This is a genomic window from Arenibacter latericius DSM 15913, from assembly GCF_000424985.1.
Classification (GTDB): domain Bacteria; phylum Bacteroidota; class Bacteroidia; order Flavobacteriales; family Flavobacteriaceae; genus Arenibacter; species Arenibacter latericius.
On the sequence record NZ_AUKX01000036.1, the window covers coordinates 12,579 to 34,294 of the forward strand.

A 21,716-nucleotide genomic window follows, 5' to 3' on the forward strand; every position below is an offset into this window, starting at 1 on the left:
GGCAAGAGGAGTTCTAAGCAGAATAGGATGAATAGGTTAGGTTTTTAAAACCTGTAGTATTTTTCCTAGTTAGTATGATAATTTTATGGTGTAGCGCAAGCTATCTCTCACCTTGTTCTAGGATTGTCAATTGATAAATTTGACTACCTCTACCGCGCCTAATTTTTGTATTAAAGATAATTGCTTTAAAAGCGCGGTAGGGTAGTTGGCTTACTCTTTATTTTAGATCGGTAACTTTAAGTTGTTTTTGATCCCAATATTCATCTTTTCTAAATTCGTAAGTAGTGGGATTATAATCGCCTACTAAGGTAACGTCAGCTTTTTCAGGTACAGGTATATCCATTGCCCAAAACACCCCGTTTACTAAAAGTCGGCGTGTACCTTCAATCAACAGGTCGTTGGCCGCCCCAATGGTAGAAGTAAAAACCTTTCCTTTTTTACCGTCTGGCAGCTTATAGCTTTTAGTCCAAGCAACTGGCATCATAGGATTGTTTAGATCGGTTCCTTTGTCATTGGTTTTCGCCACCTCATTATCTGTAGGTTTCATCCCAAAGAATATATCTTTCTCATCAAATTCTCCTGCACGGTTTACTACCTGCCCTAAAATAATAGGTTCAGAATCTCCAGGGAGTGGCAGTCGCACTCCATATACATCGGTAGGGCCCCAAACATCCCCATTTTCTAATCCGTTAGTTATAGGGTGTCCTTCGGCTCCGTCGGCAATAATACCCCTAGTGCTTTGATGTTTGTGATGTCCGTGATGGTTTATCCAATTTTCACCTAAAATAAATCGACCGAAACCGTCTTTCCATTCCGTTTTTTCACCGTTGTAGTAATTGCCGTAATGTTTAAAATTAGAATTAGATTCTGGCTTAAAATTAAAGGCGTGGGTAGATGTACGGATACCCATTACCGGCTTCCCAGTTTTTAAATAGTTGTCTATATGTTGCATCTGGTCGTCTGGTAGTGCACGGAACCTAGTAAAAATGACCATCATATCTGCCGATTCTAGGGCTTCTAAACCGGGTATATTCTGACCATAATTGGCATTTATAATTCCTGGTTTCTCTGGATTTTGAGCATATAAGACAGTCGATTTAAACCCGTGATGCGTACTTAAAATTTTTGCCATCTGTGTTAATGCCTCCTCAGATCGGTATTCTTCATCCCCAGAAATGAAAACAATATGCTTTGCATTATTGTCATTTCCATTAAATGTTAGCCATTCTACAGCTTCCTCTACAGTGGACTCACTTTTTTCCTGTTTGTTTTTTTTTCCGCTACAGGAAACTATAAGTAGGGTAAGAAGTAAGTAAAAATAATTTTTCATAATGTATTTTAAATAGTGTTTTTATCAAACTAGAAATAACTCTTAAAATGGAGAGTATTCTAAAGTAAAATGGATAGACCTTAGGTTGTCTTTTTATCCTTGCATTCCTTTTTTTATGAAGGCAAGGCCTTTGGTATAGATTTCTTCTGATGGGGAAAAATCTCTCCAAACATTAATGGCATTCGCAAACTCCGGTATCACTGTGCTAAAGGCTTCAATAGTTAGCCAACCGTCATATTTTATTTCTTTTAAAGTGCTAAAAACCTCTTCCCAGTGAACCTGTCCGCTTCCAGGTGTTCCACGATCATTCTCACTAATATGGACGTGTTTTAGGTGTGGTGCAATGGTTTTTAAAGCGTTTGCCTGACTTTTTTCTTCTATATGAGCGTGATGACTATCGTACATGGCGCCTAAACTAGGATGATTTACTTGTTCTGCCAAGGTCTTTAAATCGGCCATGGTATTATACAAATAACATTCAAACCTGTTTAAAGCTTCGGGGGCAAGTATAATACCTGCAGACTCAGCATATTCAGCTGCTTTTTGTAACATTTCTACGCTCCATTTTCTTTCTGATAGAGTAGGGGGTTGCCTAGTAAAATAGGCAAAGCTAGAGTGAAATGGGCCGCATATGACTTCTACATTAGAGGCGGCGCTCATGTCTATAGACCATTTTAATTTTTCTAATCCAGCTTCTCTTGTTTTAAGATCCGGACTTGCTATATTTTCTTCAGGTGCTAAACTGGCCACGGCTGTAACTCCTAGTTCTTGTGACTTAAAGAATGATCCTAGTTTAGAATAATGGCTTTCATTCCCTTCTCCAAGGAATAATTCTATACCATCATAACCAGTTGCCTTAATTTTCTCCACAATAGGGAAGTGCTGTTCTGTAACATGGTTAGTCCAGAGCAACATATTCATTCCGATTTTCATAAATTATAGTTTTTTAAATCAGTTTCGCTTAAAGAATGAAGTATAATACAGAAAGTATAGACTGGCGAAAAGATTCTATTTGGTATGGATTATTTAATCTAAATAACTCCCCGAGGAGTTTTGCCTCGGGGATGGTTATTTTAATATATTTTCTATAGTTCTGAAGCGGGTTGTCCACTTGCAGCTTCCGCAGCTGAAGTTTGATTGCGTTTTCTCATCCAGAACCATAAGAAGGTGAAAAGAACAATTAAGATAGCAGGAAAAGCAACCATGGTACTCAAAGTAGCTTGTCCGGCTACCAACTCCAATTCATCCCCTGTAAGTCCTGCCGCAGCAGCTTCAGCTTTATCAGTATCGATCCACCCTCCTATAATCGGTTGAAATATTGAGGTAGAGAACATTCCTACGGCACCAATAATAGACATACCCAAAGCACCACTTTTTGGAATTTTATCAGCTACAAAGCCAATCATGTTTGGCCAAAAATAAGCAACTCCCAATGCGAAGAATATTGCTGCTACATAAGCCATAGCTCCTGTTTGTGTACTAAATAGGAAGATACCTATAGTAGCGATAACAGCTGAGCCTAATAAAACGCCAGTCTGGTCAAACTGTTTTACAACACTTCCTCCAAAATATCTAGCAACCGCCATTAGACCAGTTACTAATGCTAGAATTAACATAGGGTTAGCACCACTTTTCTCTAAGATAAGGCTCGACCATTGCTGGGGACCAAATTCGGAAATTGCGGTTAATGCCATACAGCAGATCATAAAAATAAATAAAGGGGATAACATCGCTTTTAAGTTACCGCTAAGGGTAGCAGCCTCTTCTACCTTTGCTTCTGGCCATTTCTGACCTAGGAAAATAAAACCGTATATTAGGGTAGGAATAAGGATTACCCAGATCTGACTCTCCCAACTCATGCCTCCGCCTAATAAGCTTCCGCCAATATTAAAGCCGTCAGACATAAAGGTAGAGATAACACTACCTATAGCAATTCCTCCTGGGAACCACATATGGAAACGGTTCATCATTTTACTCATCCTAACTCCTTGGTAGGCATCAGCAATCATAGGGTTACAAGCAGCTTCTGTACAACCGTTACCTAAACCAATAAGTAAGGTAGATACTAATAAACCGGTGTAACTACCAGAATAAATGGTCATTATAATACCTATTGTATGTGCAAAAAAAGCAAATTGCATTATGGCTTTTCCGCCTACTTTATGATAAATTAAACCCCCAATAACCATAGAAATAGGGAAGCCTAAAAACCACATAGAATTAATGAAGCCTAACTGCTCTGCAGATAAGCTCAGTTCCTCACCTAGCTGTGGTAAAATACCAGCTCTAATACTAAAGGAGAAAGCTGTTGTAATTAAAGCGAGGCAGCTACCCCAAAATAATCTGTTCGCATTAGGGTGTAAAATAGATGTTGTTTTTTCCATCGAGTTAATAGTTTATTTTGATTGTTTGGTTAATTGATATGAAACGATAAGATTAATCACTTTTTTATAATATTCATAATTTTTTTAGGTCGGTTTTCATAGTATCGGACAAGGATAGGCATTTTTTTGGATTCGATCCGTGAAATACCAAAATTGACGGCTTTTAAACGCAAAATACATATTATCCCAACAAATCTAAATCTTAAAGTTATTTATTGCTTCCTATTTATTGATAAAGAACAGTACTATTTTGTCTTTTAGGGATAGTATTATATAATTCTAGGGCATTTTAAGCTTATAATACTTAGAACTTCTTGATTCCCTGTTTATGTCTCACCGTATTATGTAACTCTTTTAAGATATGCTGGTTTTAATATTTAGGAACAGCTTTCTAAACTCATGCGGACTCATTTTTACAATGGATTTAAATTGCCTATTAAAATTAGATAAAGCATTAAATCCACACTCGTAACTAATTTGGGAAATATTAAAATTATCCTCTAGCAATAATTTTCTAGCATGTCCTATTCGTATTTCATTTACAAAACGGGTGAAAGTTTTATTGGCTCGAGGTTTAAAATACCTGCAGAAAGAGGTTGGGGTCATATTTAGCAAACTAGCAATCTCGTCTAAAGAAATTTTGGTCTTAAAATTGTCCATAACATAATCGTAAACTATTTGCATTTTTTCTGCATCGTCTCCCTTAAATACATTTACGTAACCCGGACTTGCTAATAGATTGTACTCCTCGGAATTGGCGAGTATATCTATAATTTCTAATAGCTTCATAATTCTATCAAAGCCTTTTTTTTCTGCTATTTCCGGCATTAATTGGTTAACTTTCTGTCTGGTTTCACCATAAAACTCCATGCCTCTAACAGAATTCTCTACCATTTTATTAATATTATAAAACTCTTCTTTTTCTAATAGAGATTTGCTTAGTAATTCGTTATCAAAGTAAATAACTAAACCTCTTGTGATTAGTGTACTATCTTTCTCAAAATAGACATCGTCGCTTCGCCATAAATGGGGGAGGTTGGGGCCGGTAATTACTAGATCGCCCTTTTCAAAGGACTGTACATGATCGCCTACAAAACGAGTGCCCCTACCTTCTGCAATAATAGAAATTTGGAATTCTGGATGAAAATGCCAATTGGGGTTAAAATAAGGGCCCACCAAATCCTTAAAGATAAAAGTTTGCTTATTTGTTAAGGTCTTTTCAATATTCGGGCTACTCATAATTTCTCTTATTTTAATTGAAAGGCTCTAATTTAAGACAGAAAAGTGTCAATATTTAGTAAAATACAGGAAATATATAGTTACAATCTATTCTAGATTTGTAGGAGTTGATTATTGCGCTCATAATTAATCAATATATTTAGACTTCAAAATAGAGTAAATGTTAATTACTGATTTGAAGAGTTGGATTGACTTTTAGTACTGTAAATAACTTTTTAGCTTTCTCTATTTAAGGGAAATAGCTAAAACCAATCAATAAAAAATCAAAAACTATGCAAGAAAACAATTTTCCTAAGCTTCACAACGCCTCGTGGCCTGGCGTAGTGGGAAAAGGACCAGATTCTGAGCCACCAGTTTCGTTGGACACCCTTATTGACCTTACGGCGAATGCGGAGGTAGACGGGGTGAAGTTTGATGGATTCGATCTTTTTGTATCCGATCCACATATGGATATTGACTCTACCGATGACGGAATTAAAAGGATGGCCGATAAGGCACGTGCAAAAAACCTTGAAATAGGAAGTCTTGTAGCACCAGTTTGGGCAGGAACGGGCGGAGGTTCTGCAATGGGAACCAAAGCAGAGCGCGACCAGTTTGTAACGCAAGTACGTAAAGCGTGTATAATTGGTAAAAAACTTCGTGATATTGGGGTAAGGCCTCATGGAATTATTCGAATAGATTCTTCTGTAGATCCTGCTAGTTGGGCTGCCGATCCGGTAGCTAATACCAAACTAATTGCCCAAACATTTAGGGAAGCCTGTGATGTGGCTGCAGACTATGGTGAGTCTTTAGCAGCCGAAGGAGAAATATGTTGGGGTGGGATGCATGGATGGAAAACCATGATAAATACGCTAGAAGAAGTAGATAGACCCAATATAGGGTTTCAGGCAGATATGGCTCATACCTTATTATACCTTTTGGGGTACAATAAACCCGATGAGCGAATTTTACCTGAAGACTTTAAGTGGGAAGATAGAGAGACTCTTAAAGAAGGATTAAAAACCTTAACAGATGCCTTAAGGCCATGGACTATTGATTTTCATGTTGCACAGAATGATGGGACGGTGTTTGGCGCGGGTTCACACGATAAAACAGGTCGACATTGTTTGGCATCTGATCCCAATGGTAAGTTAGATATTGTTGAGGATGCGGGTTATTGGCTGCGTGATGAGAATGGAATACTAACCAAAAAATTTAAGCATATCTGTTGGGATGGTTGTATGTTCCCCAATGAGGTGATGATGCAACCAAAAACTTGGAATGATATCTTAGCAGCAATGGTTAAGGTAAGAAAACAACACGGTTGGTATGAAGCCGAATAGTAGGACGCCCTATTACAAGGAATAAGTACTTAAATAATTTTCATTAAAAAAATAAAAGCAAATTAGAATGTCAGATAAAAATATAATCAGAATAGGAATGGTAGGTTATGGGTTTATGGGGCGTACCCATTCCAATGCCTACAATAGATTGGCTAATTTCTTTCCAGATTTAAAGTTCCGTCCTGTACTTAAAGCGGTCTGTGCACGTAATAAAGAAAGGGTACAAGCCTTTGCGGATCAATGGGGATACGAATCTATAGAAACTGATTGGAGAAAATTAATCGCAAGGGACGATATTGATGCAATTGATATCTGTACTCCTAATAATATGCATGCAGAGATCGCGATTGCAGCTGCAGAAGCCGGAAAGATGGTATTATGTGAAAAACCGTTGGCCAGAACCGTAGCAGAGGCTCAGCCTATGGTAGACGCGGTAGAAAAAGCGGGTGTAAAAAATTCAGTATGGTACAACTATCGTAGAGTGCCTGCGGTTACCCTTGCAAAAAATCTTATAGATGCTGGAAAATTGGGTAAAATATTCCATTATCGTGCAAACTTTTTGCAAGACTGGACCATAAGCCCAGATTTACCCCAAGGAGGGGAAGGTACCTGGCGCTTGGATAATGATGCTGCAGGTTCTGGAGTTACTGGAGATTTGTTGGCACACTGTATAGACACAGCAATGTGGCTTAATGGTGGAATTAAAGATGTGTCTGCAGTAACAGAAACATTTATAAAAGAACGTGTTCATACCGGAACGGGGGAAGTACAAAAGGTGGGTATAGATGACGCTTGTATCTTTCATTGTCATTTTGATAACGGTTCCTTAGGAGTATTCGAGTCTACGCGATATGCCCGCGGACACAAAGCAGCAAAAACTTTTGAGATAAATGGAGAACATGCTTCTATAAGATGGGATCTACACGATTTAAACAGATTGGAGTATTTTGATCATAGGGACGAATCTATGGAAAGAGGATGGCGATCTATACATGTTACTGATGGTGATCATCCTTATATGGACAAATGGTGGGTGCCTGGATTAAGTGTGGGGTATGAGCATACTTTTGTACATCAGGCAGCGGATTTCTTTAAAAGTTTAGAAGACGATTCGGTTTGTTCCCCTACCTTTAAAGAAGCTCAGGAAACACAAAAAGTTTGCGAGGCCGTATTAGACTCAGCAAAAGACAGACAGTGGAAAGATACTGGAGTTAATTGGTAATAGTTTAAAAGGGGTATTCTCTGAATACCCTAATCTTTTATCGATTATAATAAAAAAAGAAAAATGAGTGAAAAAATAAAAGGCTTTTGTCTTCACGGAAGAGAAAAGATAATGCCCAATTCGGATGGCTTGGTTACCAGAAACACTTCAGTTGTAGAAATGGATATTCCACAATTAAAAGAAGGGGAAATTCTTGCAAAGACTCTATTTACAGGTATTTGTGGATCAGATAATAGTGCCGCCTTGGGAAAAGCTAATTTTGATTGGGTAGAGCGACCAAGGGTTATTGGGCACGAATTTAGTGCTCAGGTGCTAGAATTGGGTCCGGGAGACCACGGAGATTTAAAAGTAGGAGACATTTTTGCCCCATTGGCCATGTTGGGCTGTCAAGAAGAAGATTGTCCCGCTTGTAGCGTATCTAAATGGAACTTATGTCCGTCTAAAGAGATTATAGGCTTCCATAGAAACGGTGGATTTGGTCAACGAGTAGTATTGGAGTCCGATCGCGCTGTAGTATTAATGAACGGATTAAGCCCAGAGCAAGGAGCCTTAATAGAGCCACTATCTGTAGTGGTAAATGCACTATATAATAAATGTGCTATTAAACCTGGTGATGATGTAGTGGTTACTGGCTGTGGTATTATCGGACTAATGTCTGCAGAGGTAGCACGTGCTGCAGGGGCAAGGGTTGCTATTACAGGAATTGCCCATGATAGGGATACCCGATTAAAAAAGGCAAGGGAAAGGGGCTTTATTACCATTGAGGTATCTCCAGAAAATACCTTAACTGCCCAATTACAAAAAGGAATTACAGATGCTAATGGAGTTGCTTTTGGCAATAACAGTAAAGTAGATCTACTTATAGAATGCTCGGGAGTACCCCAAGTTTTGTCTGAAGCAATTAATGTTGTACGTCCCGAAGGGAATATTTGTGTTATTGCAACATATGGCAAGGAAGTCCAAATTAATGCTACCCACCTTACTAGGACTTCCCTAAATATGAGAGGATCTATGGGTTCTTGCAGGGCAGATTATATGGTGGCCCAAAAACTGATGCTAACTGGTGCATTTCCAGCAGAACACTATACGGATTTCTATGATTTTAAGGACATCACCCAGGCCTTTGAAGACTCCATAAAAGCCACCAATGTAAAGGCGGTTGTAAAGATGAACTGATAACAGATACAAGATAATGCATACAATATTTATAACAGGCGGAACAGGCTGTATAGGATCGGCAACGATTTTTAAATTATTGGAATCCCAAGAGGTTTCTAAAATTATAGTTGCTACGCGCGCAAACAATACGGATTCTTTAAAATTGTGGTTAGGTGAAGAGCTAGATCCAAGATTAGAATTTGAAACTTTGGATGTGGCAGATTATAAAGCAATGGAAGAGTTACTATTGCGGGTAAACCCTACCCATATTATTCATTTGGGAGCTTATCAAAGTCCAGATTGTTCTAAGTACCATATTAGAGGTATGGAAATTAATACAGGTGGTACAATGGCGTTATTTGATGTATCGGAAAAACTACGCAATTTAAAGCGATTTGTATTTGCAAGTTCGGCAGCTGTGTATGGAATGCGCGCCATGTATCCAAATCCAGGTATTACAGAAGACGCACAATTGGCACCTCCTAACCATTACGGAATTTGGAAACTTGCAGGAGAACATTTGGCAAGATTATTTCATGACAATACCAAAGTACCTACCGTCTGCCTAAGGATAAATACCACGTATGGGAAGGGAAGGGACAAAGGAAAGACCTCAGCGCCTACAAATGCCCTTAAAGCTATTGCTATGGGAGCGGTAAAGGGGGAAGTTATTCCTTTTGAAATGCCCTATCAGGGACGTGAGAATTATCATTTTGTAGAAGATGTGGGAACCCATTTTGCGACATGTGCGCTATCAGATTTTACAGGTTTTGGGGCATTTAATATTAAAGGAGAGACTATAGCTATTGAAGAGTTTCTGGAAATTGTTGAACAAGAAGCAATAGCAATGGGAATAGGAGAGTATGCGCAACTTTCTATAGCAGAGGGAGCAGAACCCAACCTTTTTGTTTCTGACCTTAGTCATGAAAAAATAGAACGTACTTTTAAAGAGTTGCCTTTAACGTCAATTGGAGAAGGGGTTAGAAAATCCCTAAAGGAATTTATGGAAATGGCAGAAAAAGGAAGTTTAAACTATTCGGAAGAAGGCTCATGAAAACCATAAAAATAGGACTGCTTGGTGCAGGGGATATAGCCAATTTACATGCCGAGGCAATTAACGCCTTGGAAGGAGCGGAATTGGTAGGACTCTGGAACAGGACACCAGAAAAAGGGGCTATAAAAGCAGAGAAATATGGGTGTAAGACCTATAATTCCGTAGATGAACTCCTCCAAGATCCGGAAATAGATGCAGTTTTCATACTCACTAATATGGAAACCCACTGCGATTATACCATTAGGGCAGCCCAAGCTGGGAAACATATTTTAGTAGAGAAACCAGCAGCTTCTAATATTGCTGAGCTGAAAAAAATGAAAAAGGCCGTGGAAGAAGCTGGGGTGAAATGTATGCCGGTACACAACTATATCTACGAAGACGGAATCCAACGGACAAAAAGAATGATTCAAGAGGGGAGATTGGGAGATATTACCCAGTTTTATATGATGTATAATATTCATCATGCAGATGATATCCGTGCCAGATACCCAGGTGTTATTCGTCAGATATTAACCCACCATAGTTATACCATGTTATACTTGGCAGGAATGCCAAAAACAATTTCTTGTTTAAAACACACGGTAGATCCAAGTCTTGCCCCGCAGGAAAATGTAGCTATGGCCAATATCCAAATGCAGAACGGAAGCTTGAGCCATTTATCGGCTAGTTTTGCTAATGACGATCATGCCGGAGATCCCTGGACCTGTATAATAAAAGTAATTGGAACTAAAGGGAGTACGCGTTACAGTTATCGGGATTGGGTAGTAAATGCCCGTAATGGAGCGCATTCACAAACATATGAATGCTATCCAGAATCAATAAAAAATACAACGACACATTTTATAGATAAGGTATTGCGAAGTAATGAAGAGCCGCTATCAAGTTTAGAAGATGCCATCAGTTGTCAAAAAATAATTGAAGCTTGTGAGAAATCTGTGGAGGAGGGAATCCACGTGAGTTTCTTATAAAACTATTTTAAATATACCACCAAACTTATGAATCTAAATAAAAAGTGGACACTAGGGAGAATTAGTCTAGCGTTCTTAATTGTAATTATTGCGTATAGCTGTGGAGATAAGGATAGAGGAGAAGGCATACCTCTTCAAAAAGAATCCCGTATAGTGCTTATAGGTAATAACCTAAGTTCTAGGATGATGAATTTTGGACATTTTGAAACGGAGATGCAGTTGAGATATCCAGATAGTCTTTTGTTTATTAGAAATATGGCTGATGGTGGTAATACTCCTGGATTTAGGCCCCATTCTTCTAGAAATTCGCCTTGGGCGTTTCCAGGAGCAGAAGTTTTTCAAACCGAACTGGCACAGCCTTCTGGTAGTATTGGTCACTTTGATACCGAGGACGAGTGGCTAACCCGACTAAAAGCGGATGTTGTTCTTGCATTTTTTGGATATAACGAGTCTTTTGAGGGAAAAGCAGGTTTAGAAAACTTTAAGGAAGAATTAAATGCTTTTATTCAGCATACTTTAAAACAAAAATATAACGGGAATGAGGCTCCTAAATTAGCCCTTATATCCCCTATCGCCTTTGAAGACCTATCAGCAGAAAGGGATTTGCCAAATGGGAAAAAAGAGAATGAAAACCTTTCTATGTATACCGAGGCGATGCGGGAGGTAGCAGCTAATAATGGGGTGCTTTTTCTAGATGCATTCTCAACTACTAAGAAATGGTACGATACCGAAAAGGAGAATTTAACGGCAGATGGTTTTCAGTTGAACGATTTAGGATATCAAAAGTTCGCTAAATTATTGGCAGATGACTTATTTGGAAAAGATAAAGCTGTTGCAGAAGAACACAGAAGCTTAGTACATGATGCCGTAATGGAGAAAAATTGGTTTTGGCATAATGACATAAAAATTCCAAATGGGGTCCATGCCTATGGAAGACGATACGATCCTTTTGGACCAGACAATTATCCTTATGAGGTAGAAAAAATTAGGCAGCTGACCGCTATACGAGATACTGCCATTTGGAAGGCTGCTAAAGGCGAAACCATGGATTTAGCTGCTGCAGATGCTAAAACTCCAGAACTTCCCGAGGTGGAAACAAATTACCGACCTAATAATAAAAATGGGAATCCAGAGTATTTGTATGGACAGGAAGCCCTTGATAAAATAACAGTACCAGAAGGATATAAATTAGAACTTTTTGCTTCTGAGGAAGAATTTGAGGACTTGGCTAATCCTGTGCAAATGACCTTTGATAATAAAGGACGCTTATGGGTAGGAGTTATGCCTAGCTATCCGCACTATAAACCAGGGGATAGTAAACCAAATGACAAACTACTTATTTTAGAAGACACTAATAACGACGGCAAAGCGGACAAGCAAACGGTTTTTGCAGATGGATTGCATCTTACTATTGGGTTTGCATTTGCTCCAGAAGGCGTATATGCCTCCCAAGGAACTAATCTTGTACTTCTAAAAGATACTAATGGGGATGATAAGGCAGATGTAAAGGAAATTATACTCAGTGGTTTTGATGATCATGATACACATCACGCTATCAGTGCATTTGCTACGGACCCTTCAGGAGCTATTTATATGGGTGAAGGTGTATTTCTTCACACTAATGTAGAAACTGCCTATGGCCCTGTAAGAGGTACTAATGGCGGATTTTATAGGTATAGTCCGCAGAGGAATCATTTAGAGCGTACTGCGCAACTTTCAATCCCAAACCCATGGGGAATTGCGTTTGATGAGTGGGGGCAGAATTTCTTTGCCCATACTTCAGGTCCTGATATGACCTGGATGATGCCAGGAACTATAAAATCGCGTTACGGAGTGGCAAGCCCTTTACCAAAAAACCTTATTGAGGATGCACATAGAGTGCGACCAACTTCAGGGCTAGAGTTTATATCTAGCAGGCATTTTCCTGATGAGGTACAGGGGGACTTCCTAATCAATAATACGATTGGATTTTTAGGAACAAAACAACACTCTTTGGAGGACGACCCAAATTCTGCGGGGTACCTTAGTAAACATACTTTAGATTTAGTAAAAGCTACCGATCCTAATTTCCGTCCTGTAGATATGGAGTTTGCGCCAGATGGATCTTTGTATTTTCTGGATTGGCACAATGTATTGATTGGCCATATGCAACACAATGCAAGGGATCCCCTTAGAGACCACAGTCACGGTAGGGTATATAGGATTACCTATCCATCTAGACCCTTGGTGAAGCCAGCAAAAATTGTAGATGCTAGTATAGAGGAATTACTAGACAACTTAAAATTACCTGAATTTAGAACCAGAGAGAGAACAAGATTAGAGTTACGAGGTAGAGCTGCTGATGAGGTGTTGAGTAAACTGAAAGAATGGACCAATAATTTGGATAAAAATGATCCTAGATATGAACACCATCTTTTAGAAGGACTATGGGTAAGTTGGGGATTAAATAAGATAGATGAAGAACTCTTGACTCAAGTTTTAAAATCGAAGGATTTCAGAGCTCGTGCCGCAGCCGTAAGGGTGGCAAGATATGGTGGACATCAATTGGCAAATCAAGGCGAAATCTTAATGAATGCTGCACAAGATGATCATCCTAGGGTTCGGTTAGAAGCCTTGGTGGCTGCCTCATGGTTAGACAAGGAGATAGGACTGCCTATTGTGGAAGAAGCTGGAAAGAAGCCATTAGATAGTTGGATGCAAAAACCTTATGAAGCAGCAATAGCCCATTTAAACGGACATAAACTGGGAGAAGATCCTGAGGCTAGTAAAGTAAGTACTAAACTAACTGGCAAGGATCGAGATGCTTTTATTAAAGGAGCAGAAATCTATGCTAGAGAAGGATTTTGTGTTACTTGTCATCAACCGAATGGAAAGGGATTGGAGAGTTCAGGATTCCCACCACTAGCAGGTTCTCGTTGGGTAACAGGCAGTGAAGACCGTTTAATAAAATTAACACTAAGTGGTATGATGGGACCTATTGAGGTATTAGGGAAAAAATATCCAGGGCAGGTGCCTATGACCCCCTTTGGTGGAATGCTAAATGATGAAGAAATGGCAGCTGTTCTTACCTATGTTCGAAACACATTTGGTAATAAAGCATCGGTTATAGATGCTAATAAGGTGAAACAGATTCGCGAATCAACAAAGGATAAAAAAGGGTTTTATTCTGCAGAAGAATTATTAAAGGCGCACCCAATGGAAAAATAAATTAATCTTACGCTTAGATGCTTAAATTTCATTTTAGGGATGTAGAAAATAGATTACATTTTTAATGATATTTAGGTTAGATTTGAGGTTATAATTAAAAAATCGCAAAAATTCCGAATTTTTCGAGAAGATTAGTGCTAAGTTTATGTTAAAAAGCTGTAAATATTAGGATTAGTATAGAATAAGAGATATAATGCCCAATTATAACATTAAATTTTTGTATGTTGATACGAATAAAAATGAATTTAATGTGCAAATGATAATGTTGAACTATTAAAAATAGATGTTATTTATGACTAGATCTAGAGGTAGATTGGGGAGACCGGCTACAAGACCGACAGAATTAAAAGATGGTTATTATATCGAAGTTCGTAACAAGAACCAAAAATCGGGAGGAATAAAAATCAGAAGGGATACAGAAGAACAAATGATGTATGCCTACGAAGAGTATAAAAAAAGTAAAGATGTAACCGTTTTAGGAGAAATGAAAAACGGAAAGGTCGTTAATGTGGCTGTCTAAGCCATTACTTTATAGCTTTAGTTTAAACCCTGTTCTTTTTGGACAGGGTTTTTCTATGTTTAGCCCTTTATTTTGCGATCAATCTGTTCAAGGAAAACCCTTTTAGAATAGGTTTAAAAAATAACCCAGTCTTGTATAAAACTGGGTCGATTTATAGAAAATGGAAAGTGTGTTTAATTACAAGATGTAACCTATAAGGATTCTAATGATAAATGAAACAGTAATGTTGGTTTATCATAAACACTGGGTTCTGTGTGTATTCCTAAAGCCACATTCATTGTGGTCTCGGTAATTTCCTTAAGGATTACCAATACCTTACTATCCTTGAAGCCTAAATACTCCCCCAGAATAAGCTGCGTTTTGTTGGTGAAATTCACGGGTCCCGCTGCACCATCAACAGTAAAGTCACCTTTCATAATTTCCCAAGTAGCATCTGTGGCTGGTGTATAGAGGGCGTGTGCCAAAGGCACATTATTAACATCATAAGAAATGCCCGTTATTTGCTCAGCATGAAAAATACTAGCATATACGAGTCCCATTAAACTCTGTCCGTCTACGTTATCTACTACATACCTGCCATCATGATAAAAGGTAAAGGTGTCCTCATAGGAGGCGCCTAATCCCACAAGATCTAATAGATTCTCTTGAGAGGGAAGTAAAAGTCCCAATTCATTATCCACCATTCCTGCTCCTTCTTTTCCAGAGGTATATGCCTTTTTTAATCGCCAGGACTTGCCTTCTGTTCTCGCTTGTCCACCGGTCAATAATATTTCGGTTGATGGAAGAATGGTAACCTCTTTGGTTTCAGAAAAGCTTCCATTCTCGCCCGTTACGGTAAGTACTACCTTAAAAGTCCCTATATCAGAATAGGCATAAACAGGGTCTTCTTCGGTACTAGTTGTTCCATCCCCAAAGTCCCAGTGAATAGTTTGGGCGTTCTCTACAGTTCCGTTAAAAGTAACTTGGGTACCTTCTACCATAAATTGAAAATCTGCCAAAGGAGCTGCAGGGGAATCGTCGCTGCAACTAATTAGGAAGAAGGGAAGCACAGCTAGACTAATTAATTTGATGAGTTTCATATATTTATATCTTTTATTAATTAAGGTTTTATGAACCTTATAGCATTTTTTATCCGATTACCTAGTAGGTGTTTAATTTTTATCCCACCATACGGGCACACTAATCTTATTACCGCCCTGCCGTTCTATGGCCTGCGTTACATTGTTATTATTAGAACTTAGTTCAAAAGAGGAATATAAAAATCGCTTGGGCATAATACCATTGGTAACACCCCTGCTTGATTTAGGATCTGTTCTTTCTTCAATAACAGGAAATCCAGTGCGACGTATGTAGCTCCAAGATTCATAGAAGTTAGGGGTAAGTGCAAGCCACATTTGAACTCCTATTTGTTCTTCATCATTGCTACCAGAAAGGGTAGCGGTAGGGGAGGATAAAAAGGTAGTTATATCTGTATTTTCTATATCCCACTGCATCAAAGAGGTCTCTATACCTTTTCTATAGAGGGTATTGGCCGTCACAGGATCATTATCATAAACTAGCGCTGCTTCGGCACGTAAGAGCCATACTTCCGCAGCGTTCATTAGGTATAGTTCACTGTCCCTAGAGGATAGGGCTATGCCCATATCTGATTTGGCAGAGAAATTAGAGTTTCCAAAGGCCACATCACCAAGACCATTAATCATACCTGAATAATTACCTTGTTGATCCTTACTGACATAAACTGCTAATCTAGGATCATCTGTTCCTTGTAGTTGATCTATAAGTTTAGTAGACATTTTTATAGATGGGTATCCGGTACGGTTCCCAAACCACGCATTACCATTACCTTCTGTTTCAATCATGGTAGCGTTATGGCTGTTGTCTTCCATTAAAGGATTTGCTAAACATTCATTCACCGTTTGCAAAGATAGGCTATTGTCTGCATCCCTTAAACGCATGGCTAATCGCAATCTTACGCTATTGGCAAAGCGTGTCCACTTTTCAAGATCGTTATTGAAAATTGGATCCGAATTAGGATATCCCAGAGCAGGATCTGCATCCTTAAGCACATTAACACTAGCTCCCAAACGCTTAATCATATCTTGGTAAATAAACTCCTGAGTATCGTATTTGGGCTGTAAAATACCTTCTGTCTTTCCTTTTCCACCTTCGGTATAGGGTATATCTCCAAAGGCATCTGTGAGTCGGGCATACCCTAAAACGGCTATAACTTGGGCCATAGCATATCTTACTTCGTTTTCGGTTTCTGCAGCAGAGGTAATCTCTAATACTTCTTCAATATGTCTAATAGTGCCTCCGTACATCCCGGTAAACATATCGTTGTAGTTTTCATCAAATCCATCTCCGTACTGATCTGGTGGTCTGGCCGTACTTCCAGCTACAAAGTAATGAGCGTATTGACCGGCAAAACGGGATACAGATTGATCGGTGGTGCCTTGAAAAAGACTTCTGACCGCTTTGGTAAATAAGGCCGCATCGTCTATTTGTGTAACAGCATTGGGATTGTCTCTAAGGTCGTCTAAGTGTTTTTCACATGAAAAGAAACTCAATCCTATGACTATGACAACAGCTGTTTTTATTATGGTGGTTTGTATGTTTTTCATAACTGGGGATTAAAAGTTGATTTTTAGGTTAAGACCATAGCTTCTGGTTGAAGGCAGCGAGGAGTGTTCAAATGCTGTGCCTGCGGGACCACTGCTATAACTGGCTTCTGGATCTATATCTCCTGCAGCATTATAGAAAAAGAAGAGGTTTCTACCTATGGCTGATAAGCTGGCAGATTGAATAAAAGTATTGTGCAACATGGAACTGGGGAAATCAAAGGTCAGTGCCACTTCCCTTAGCTTAACATTGCTAGCATCTAATATTTGATCTGTGGCAATTTCGTTGGTAAAAACATCCGAAAATTGTTTTAACATAGCATTTGCAGGCGTGGTATTGTCAAAGCCGGTATTTTCATTAATACCTTCCTCAATAATTCCAGTTTCCCTTCCATGTAAACTGCGCTTATCAGTACCGAAAAACATTCTATAGGCACGACCGTAGGAATAAAACTCCCCTCCTTGTTGAATACTAATTAGAGTACTTAAGGATAGGTTTTTATATCTGATGTTGGAGGTGATGCCCCCAAACCAATCTGGATTTATATTTCCTAGCTTTACACGGTCACCTCTTTGGGCATATCCATCATTGGTAATTAATTTTCGTCCAAAATTATCCCTTAAGAAATCGTTCCCATAAAGGCTACCAAATTCTTCCCCAGGTCTGGCCTCAACAGAAACGTTCCAAAGGGTATTTAGGGTGATTCCTTCCAAACCTTCATTTAAGGCCACCACCTTGGAATTACTCTTGGTGAAATTGAATCCAAGGTTCCATTCAAAATTGTCGGAAGTAAACGGAATAGCATTAAATTGAAGTTCGTATCCTTTGTTCTCAATACTTCCCGCATTAATTACTTTGCTAGAATAAGCAGTGGAACCTGATAAGGGGACTGCCATAATCTGATCTGTAGTCTCGGTTTCGTAATACGTAAAATCTAGTTGTAGTCTATTGTCAAAGAATCCAAGTTCTGTACCTACTTCCCAGGATTTTGAAGTTTCTGGTCTAAGGTCAAACGACGGGAGACTGTTGGGAATGGATCCAACGGTATAGGGAAGCGTTACGGTCTGGTCTACGTTATATACGGCTTGTGTACGATATGGGCTAGTGTCGTTACCTACCTTGGCATATGAGCCTCTAATCTTACCCAAACTTAGAATATTGTCATTTATCCCCAATAGTTTAGGAAATAGAAAACTCATATTTTCCGAATGGTACCAATAGGAATTGTTTTCTTTGGGTAGGGTAGAAGAATTGTCGTTTCTTAAGGTAACATCAAAATATAAAAATCCGCCATAACTAATCTGGCCCAATCCGTAATAGGAATAGATTCCTTTTTCTGAAATTCCTTCTGAGCTAAATGAATTTTTGTAGTTACTGATTTGATAAAAATGGGGCACCTTACTATCGTTACCAGAAATATTATTATAGCTACTATATTCATTTCTATAGCTGGCACCCAAACTAGTGGTTATTTTAAATGCAGCTATATCTGTAGTATAAGTTGCTAAGATATCCGAATTCCAGATATTGCTCTTACCACTATTGTGCGAATAACTTCCTAGGCCGTTGCTAATAGCCTGGGCTCCTCTTGCTCCATGGGACACATAGTCATAAACAGTATAGTCCATTCCGGTTTTTCCGGTAAGATTAAAATGATCACTAATTTCCCAATTGGCAGAAATAAAACCTTGAAAACGGTCTTTTTCATCCAAATTTTGGACATACCTATTAGACCAATAAGGATTGTTAAACGTATTGTCTAGATTCCATTTAATTTCTTCTCCGATAGGATTTACGATATTATTTTTCACATCAGATAGATGTATATCTCTTGGCATTAAGGAGAGCTGTAATGCGGTATTGGCACTGCCTTCCGCTAATTCTGGCCTATTTTTCACTTTAGAGGTGATATAGGTCATCTTACCATCTATACTAAACTTATCGGTTAATTTAGATGATCCCCTAAGGTTTAATGTTTGTTTGGATATGGTATTATTGCTAATTATTCCTTGTCCGTCTTCATCGGTTATGGAAACTCTAAAAGATCCATTTTCATTCACCCCATCAAAAGAAACAGAGTTAGAGAGGGAATAACCCGTATTATAAAACTCTTTGTATGGATTACCATTGGGGTTTGGAGAATATACACCCGGACGCCCCAACCAATCAGTGTAGGCTTGACCTTCCATTTTTGGACCCCAACTCCAAGAAAAGGGATAGTCCAAAATAGGTCTTCCGTTTCCTGCCATGGGAGCAAAATCACCAAAGGCACCAGTTCCATATTCGTTTTGTAAATCTGGAGTTAGGGCAATATCGGTAAAGGTAAAGGTGGAATTAAAGGATATACCAACTCCCTTTTTTCTAATACCAGATTTAGTAGTAATAAGAATAACCCCGTTCATACCTAAAGATCCATAGGCTGCAGCCGCACCAGCTCCCTTAAGGACACTGATGGAGGCTACGTCGTCTGGGTTGATATCAGACAGCGCATCCCCACGATCTACTCCTCCCCATGATGAACCACCGCTACCTCCATTACTGATGGGAATTCCGTCTACCACTACCAATGGTCGGTTAGAACCGTTTATAGTGGTAATTCCCCTAAGTAAAACCCGACTAGATCCGTCTACCCCGGTATTGGATTGGGTGATTTGTAGGCCGGATACTTTTCCAGAAAGCGAGTTCATAACATTATTTTCCCGAGCCACATTAACTTCTTCGGCTGAAACCTGTGAAATGGAATAACCCAAAGATTCCTTATCTCTCTGAATGTTTAGGGCGGTAATAACCACTTCATCCATTTGCTGGGCGTTGATTTCCAAAGAAACGTTGATAGTATTCTGGTTACCTACTACAATTTCTTGGGTGGTATACCCTAGATAAGAAAACACTAATACGGCATTTTCATCCAGATTATTAAGTTCATAGTTTCCATCGAAATCAGAAGTAGTTCCCTTACTGCTTCCTTTCACTAATATGGACACTCCCAAGAGGGGGACATTGGTCTCTTTCTCTAGTACCTGGCCCGATATAGAACGTTGCGCTGATGCAGATAGGGAAAACCCTATTGCGATCAGTAAAAAGAATAGTTTGTTCATATAATTTAAAGTTTGGTTGTTTAGTTAGTTTTTTTTCCCTCGGGAAATGGTTTATTTCGCAGGTGGTTTATTCCTGATTATTCTTTCATGGCCAAAATATATTCTGCCACGGCCATTTTAGCTTCGTCGGACAGGTAATCTTGAGGAGGCATTTCTGGATAATCTTTTCTTAAGTTTTTCGGTTTAGTGATATAGTCTACAATACCCTGAGGATTATTGGCGTGAATGGCTTGTATAATTTGGGTAGGCGGACCTATTAGTCGCTCTTCCCATGCATGGCAGCCTGCACATACCCCGTAGTAGGTAAGTTGACCTATTTCTTCTTTGGAAGCCGTCCTTGGAGCTACTGGAGCGTCCAATAAAAAGGTGGTTACGTCTTTGGTATCGGTTATTTGTGCCGGACCAAAATCATCCAATCCGAAAGTGCGATATCTATTCTTGTCCCTTATTGTACTGCCAACTCCGCCGCCCATAGCAAGTATATCTGGTCCTTTGGTGGATAATTGGGTGAGCATTAAGGCCTTTATCTCCCCAGTAGGATTGTTACCATTGTTATGCATAAAATTATCTAGGATAACAATTCGATCTGGATTGGGTTCGGAATTTCTATCATTGGAGGTGCTGCCACCGGTGGCGAGGTCTACAATGGTAATTCCTGCATTATCATTTCCAGATATAATATTATTTTCTATAATAACATCGTCGGCAGCCATAACTAGAATACCGGTACCAGGGGGAATCCCAGCTACAATAGAACCTGGGGCACCAAAATTAGGATGGTTGTTATTTACAATAAAGTTGTTTCGGATTATGATATCATATGCAGTTTTAATGGGTAGTCCAGGAGTAATAAATGCTAAGATACCGCCAGTATTATTGTGAGCGTAATTATTTTCCACCAACGCATGTCTAGAGTTTTCAATTTCTATTCCTGCTACACTGTTAAAGACCTCATTGTGGAGTACATCTATATTATCACACATTCCTACATAAATAGCAGCATCTTCAATACCACTGAGCACATTGTGTTCAACTAACCCATTTTTACCATATTGAGGGAAAATTCCATATACTCCGGCATCCATTATCCAATTGTTCCTTAGGACAAAATTATTTCCAGCCTGACCCATAATGCCATTGCCTTTATAATTCATGATCTTAAAGTTTTCTATATGAATGCTATTTCCTGAGTATAAGAATGCATCATTTAGTTCTTTTTTTCCATCTAAGGTGGGCCATTCTCCTTTAATAATAATTCCCTGTACACTGATGTTGTCTTTGTCTATATAGACCGTTTCATAATACGTGCCTGGGAAAACTTGAATTAAGTCTCCGGGGTTTGCTGCCTCTACGGCTTTTTGGATGGATTCCCCTTTTTTAACCTGAATGATTTCACCAGTAAACTCTTCACTCATCGTTGTCCGTGTGCTATCCTTGGTGAGTCCTACATTTCTGTATTTCATGGTGGTTGGCATAGGAACCGTTTCAGAGGGGCTACTGGTAAAAAATGTTTTCCCGATAAAAACGCCAATCGCCAGCGTTAGGATCAAACCGATTATTTTTAAAAATCCAGATTTTTTTTTCATTTCTTT

At 39.0% G+C, this 21,716-nt stretch carries 15 protein-coding genes; 7 read left to right on the forward strand and 8 right to left on the reverse strand.

Annotated features, from left to right (window positions below; genetic code table 11):
• Positions 1-217: 217 nt before the first annotated feature.
• The 4 genes from H344_RS0111630 to H344_RS0111650 all read right to left on the reverse strand — a co-directional run bounded on the left by H344_RS0111630 (position 218) and on the right by H344_RS0111650 (position 4,953).
• Positions 218-1,330, reverse strand: coding sequence for a ThuA domain-containing protein (locus H344_RS0111630; RefSeq protein WP_026810485.1), 1,113 nt, complete (start codon positions 1,328-1,330; stop codon positions 218-220).
• Between the two features lie 93 nt (positions 1,331-1,423).
• A complete protein-coding gene (locus H344_RS0111635; protein ID WP_026810486.1) occupies positions 1,424-2,263 on the reverse strand; it encodes a sugar phosphate isomerase/epimerase family protein in 840 nt (279 codons plus the stop codon).
• Between the two features lie 152 nt (positions 2,264-2,415).
• Complete coding sequence (locus H344_RS0111645) at positions 2,416-3,714, reverse strand: MFS transporter (RefSeq protein ID WP_051254281.1); 1,299 nt, start codon at positions 3,712-3,714, stop codon at positions 2,416-2,418.
• A 354-nt stretch (positions 3,715-4,068) separates the two neighbouring features.
• Positions 4,069-4,953 carry an AraC family transcriptional regulator gene (locus H344_RS0111650; protein ID WP_026810488.1) on the reverse strand — a complete coding sequence of 295 codons (885 nt, stop codon included), beginning with the start codon at positions 4,951-4,953 and terminating at the stop codon, positions 4,069-4,071.
• Between the two features lie 272 nt (positions 4,954-5,225).
• On the opposite strand from H344_RS0111650, the gene H344_RS0111655 reads away from it, so the two are divergent.
• The 7 genes from H344_RS0111655 to H344_RS0111685 all read left to right on the forward strand — a co-directional run bounded on the left by H344_RS0111655 (position 5,226) and on the right by H344_RS0111685 (position 14,404).
• Positions 5,226-6,275 carry a sugar phosphate isomerase/epimerase family protein gene (locus tag H344_RS0111655; protein ID WP_026810489.1) on the forward strand — a complete coding sequence of 350 codons (1,050 nt, stop codon included), beginning with the start codon at positions 5,226-5,228 and terminating at the stop codon, positions 6,273-6,275.
• Between the two features lie 67 nt (positions 6,276-6,342).
• Entirely contained in the window at positions 6,343-7,497 is a 1,155-nt protein-coding gene (locus H344_RS0111660; RefSeq protein ID WP_026810490.1) for a Gfo/Idh/MocA family protein, read from the forward strand.
• A gap of 63 nt (positions 7,498-7,560) precedes the next feature.
• Entirely contained in the window at positions 7,561-8,673 is a 1,113-nt protein-coding gene (locus H344_RS0111665) for a zinc-dependent alcohol dehydrogenase (protein WP_026810491.1), read from the forward strand.
• Between the two features lie 16 nt (positions 8,674-8,689).
• Positions 8,690-9,709, forward strand: coding sequence for an NAD-dependent epimerase/dehydratase family protein (locus tag H344_RS0111670; protein WP_026810492.1), 1,020 nt, complete (start codon positions 8,690-8,692; stop codon positions 9,707-9,709).
• Positions 9,706-10,677 (forward strand): Gfo/Idh/MocA family protein, encoded by a 972-nt coding sequence (locus H344_RS0111675; RefSeq protein WP_026810493.1) that lies wholly within the window; start codon positions 9,706-9,708, stop codon positions 10,675-10,677. Before H344_RS0111670 ends, H344_RS0111675 begins: the two co-directional genes overlap by 4 nt.
• A 27-nt stretch (positions 10,678-10,704) precedes the next feature.
• Positions 10,705-13,884 (forward strand): PVC-type heme-binding CxxCH protein, encoded by a 3,180-nt coding sequence (locus H344_RS0111680; protein ID WP_026810494.1) that lies wholly within the window; start codon positions 10,705-10,707, stop codon positions 13,882-13,884.
• 292 nt (positions 13,885-14,176) lie between these two features.
• Positions 14,177-14,404: a hypothetical protein gene (locus H344_RS0111685; protein ID WP_308427449.1), complete on the forward strand. Its 228-nt coding sequence runs from the start codon at positions 14,177-14,179 to the stop codon at positions 14,402-14,404.
• 191 nt (positions 14,405-14,595) lie between these two features.
• On the opposite strand, the gene H344_RS0111690 is transcribed toward H344_RS0111685, so the two are convergent.
• The 4 genes from H344_RS0111690 to H344_RS0111705 all read right to left on the reverse strand — a co-directional run bounded on the left by H344_RS0111690 (position 14,596) and on the right by H344_RS0111705 (position 21,710).
• A complete protein-coding gene (locus H344_RS0111690) occupies positions 14,596-15,483 on the reverse strand; it encodes a PKD domain-containing protein (protein ID WP_026810496.1) in 888 nt (295 codons plus the stop codon).
• Positions 15,484-15,555: 72 nt separating this feature from the next.
• Entirely contained in the window at positions 15,556-17,028 is a 1,473-nt protein-coding gene (locus tag H344_RS0111695; protein ID WP_026810497.1) for a SusD/RagB family nutrient-binding outer membrane lipoprotein, read from the reverse strand.
• Between the two features lie 9 nt (positions 17,029-17,037).
• Positions 17,038-20,124 carry a SusC/RagA family TonB-linked outer membrane protein gene (locus tag H344_RS0111700; RefSeq protein ID WP_026810498.1) on the reverse strand — a complete coding sequence of 1,029 codons (3,087 nt, stop codon included), beginning with the start codon at positions 20,122-20,124 and terminating at the stop codon, positions 17,038-17,040.
• Positions 20,125-20,201: 77 nt separating this feature from the next.
• Positions 20,202-21,710 carry a parallel beta-helix domain-containing protein gene (locus H344_RS0111705; protein ID WP_026810499.1) on the reverse strand — a complete coding sequence of 503 codons (1,509 nt, stop codon included), beginning with the start codon at positions 21,708-21,710 and terminating at the stop codon, positions 20,202-20,204.
• Between the last annotated feature and the right edge of the window lie 6 nt (positions 21,711-21,716).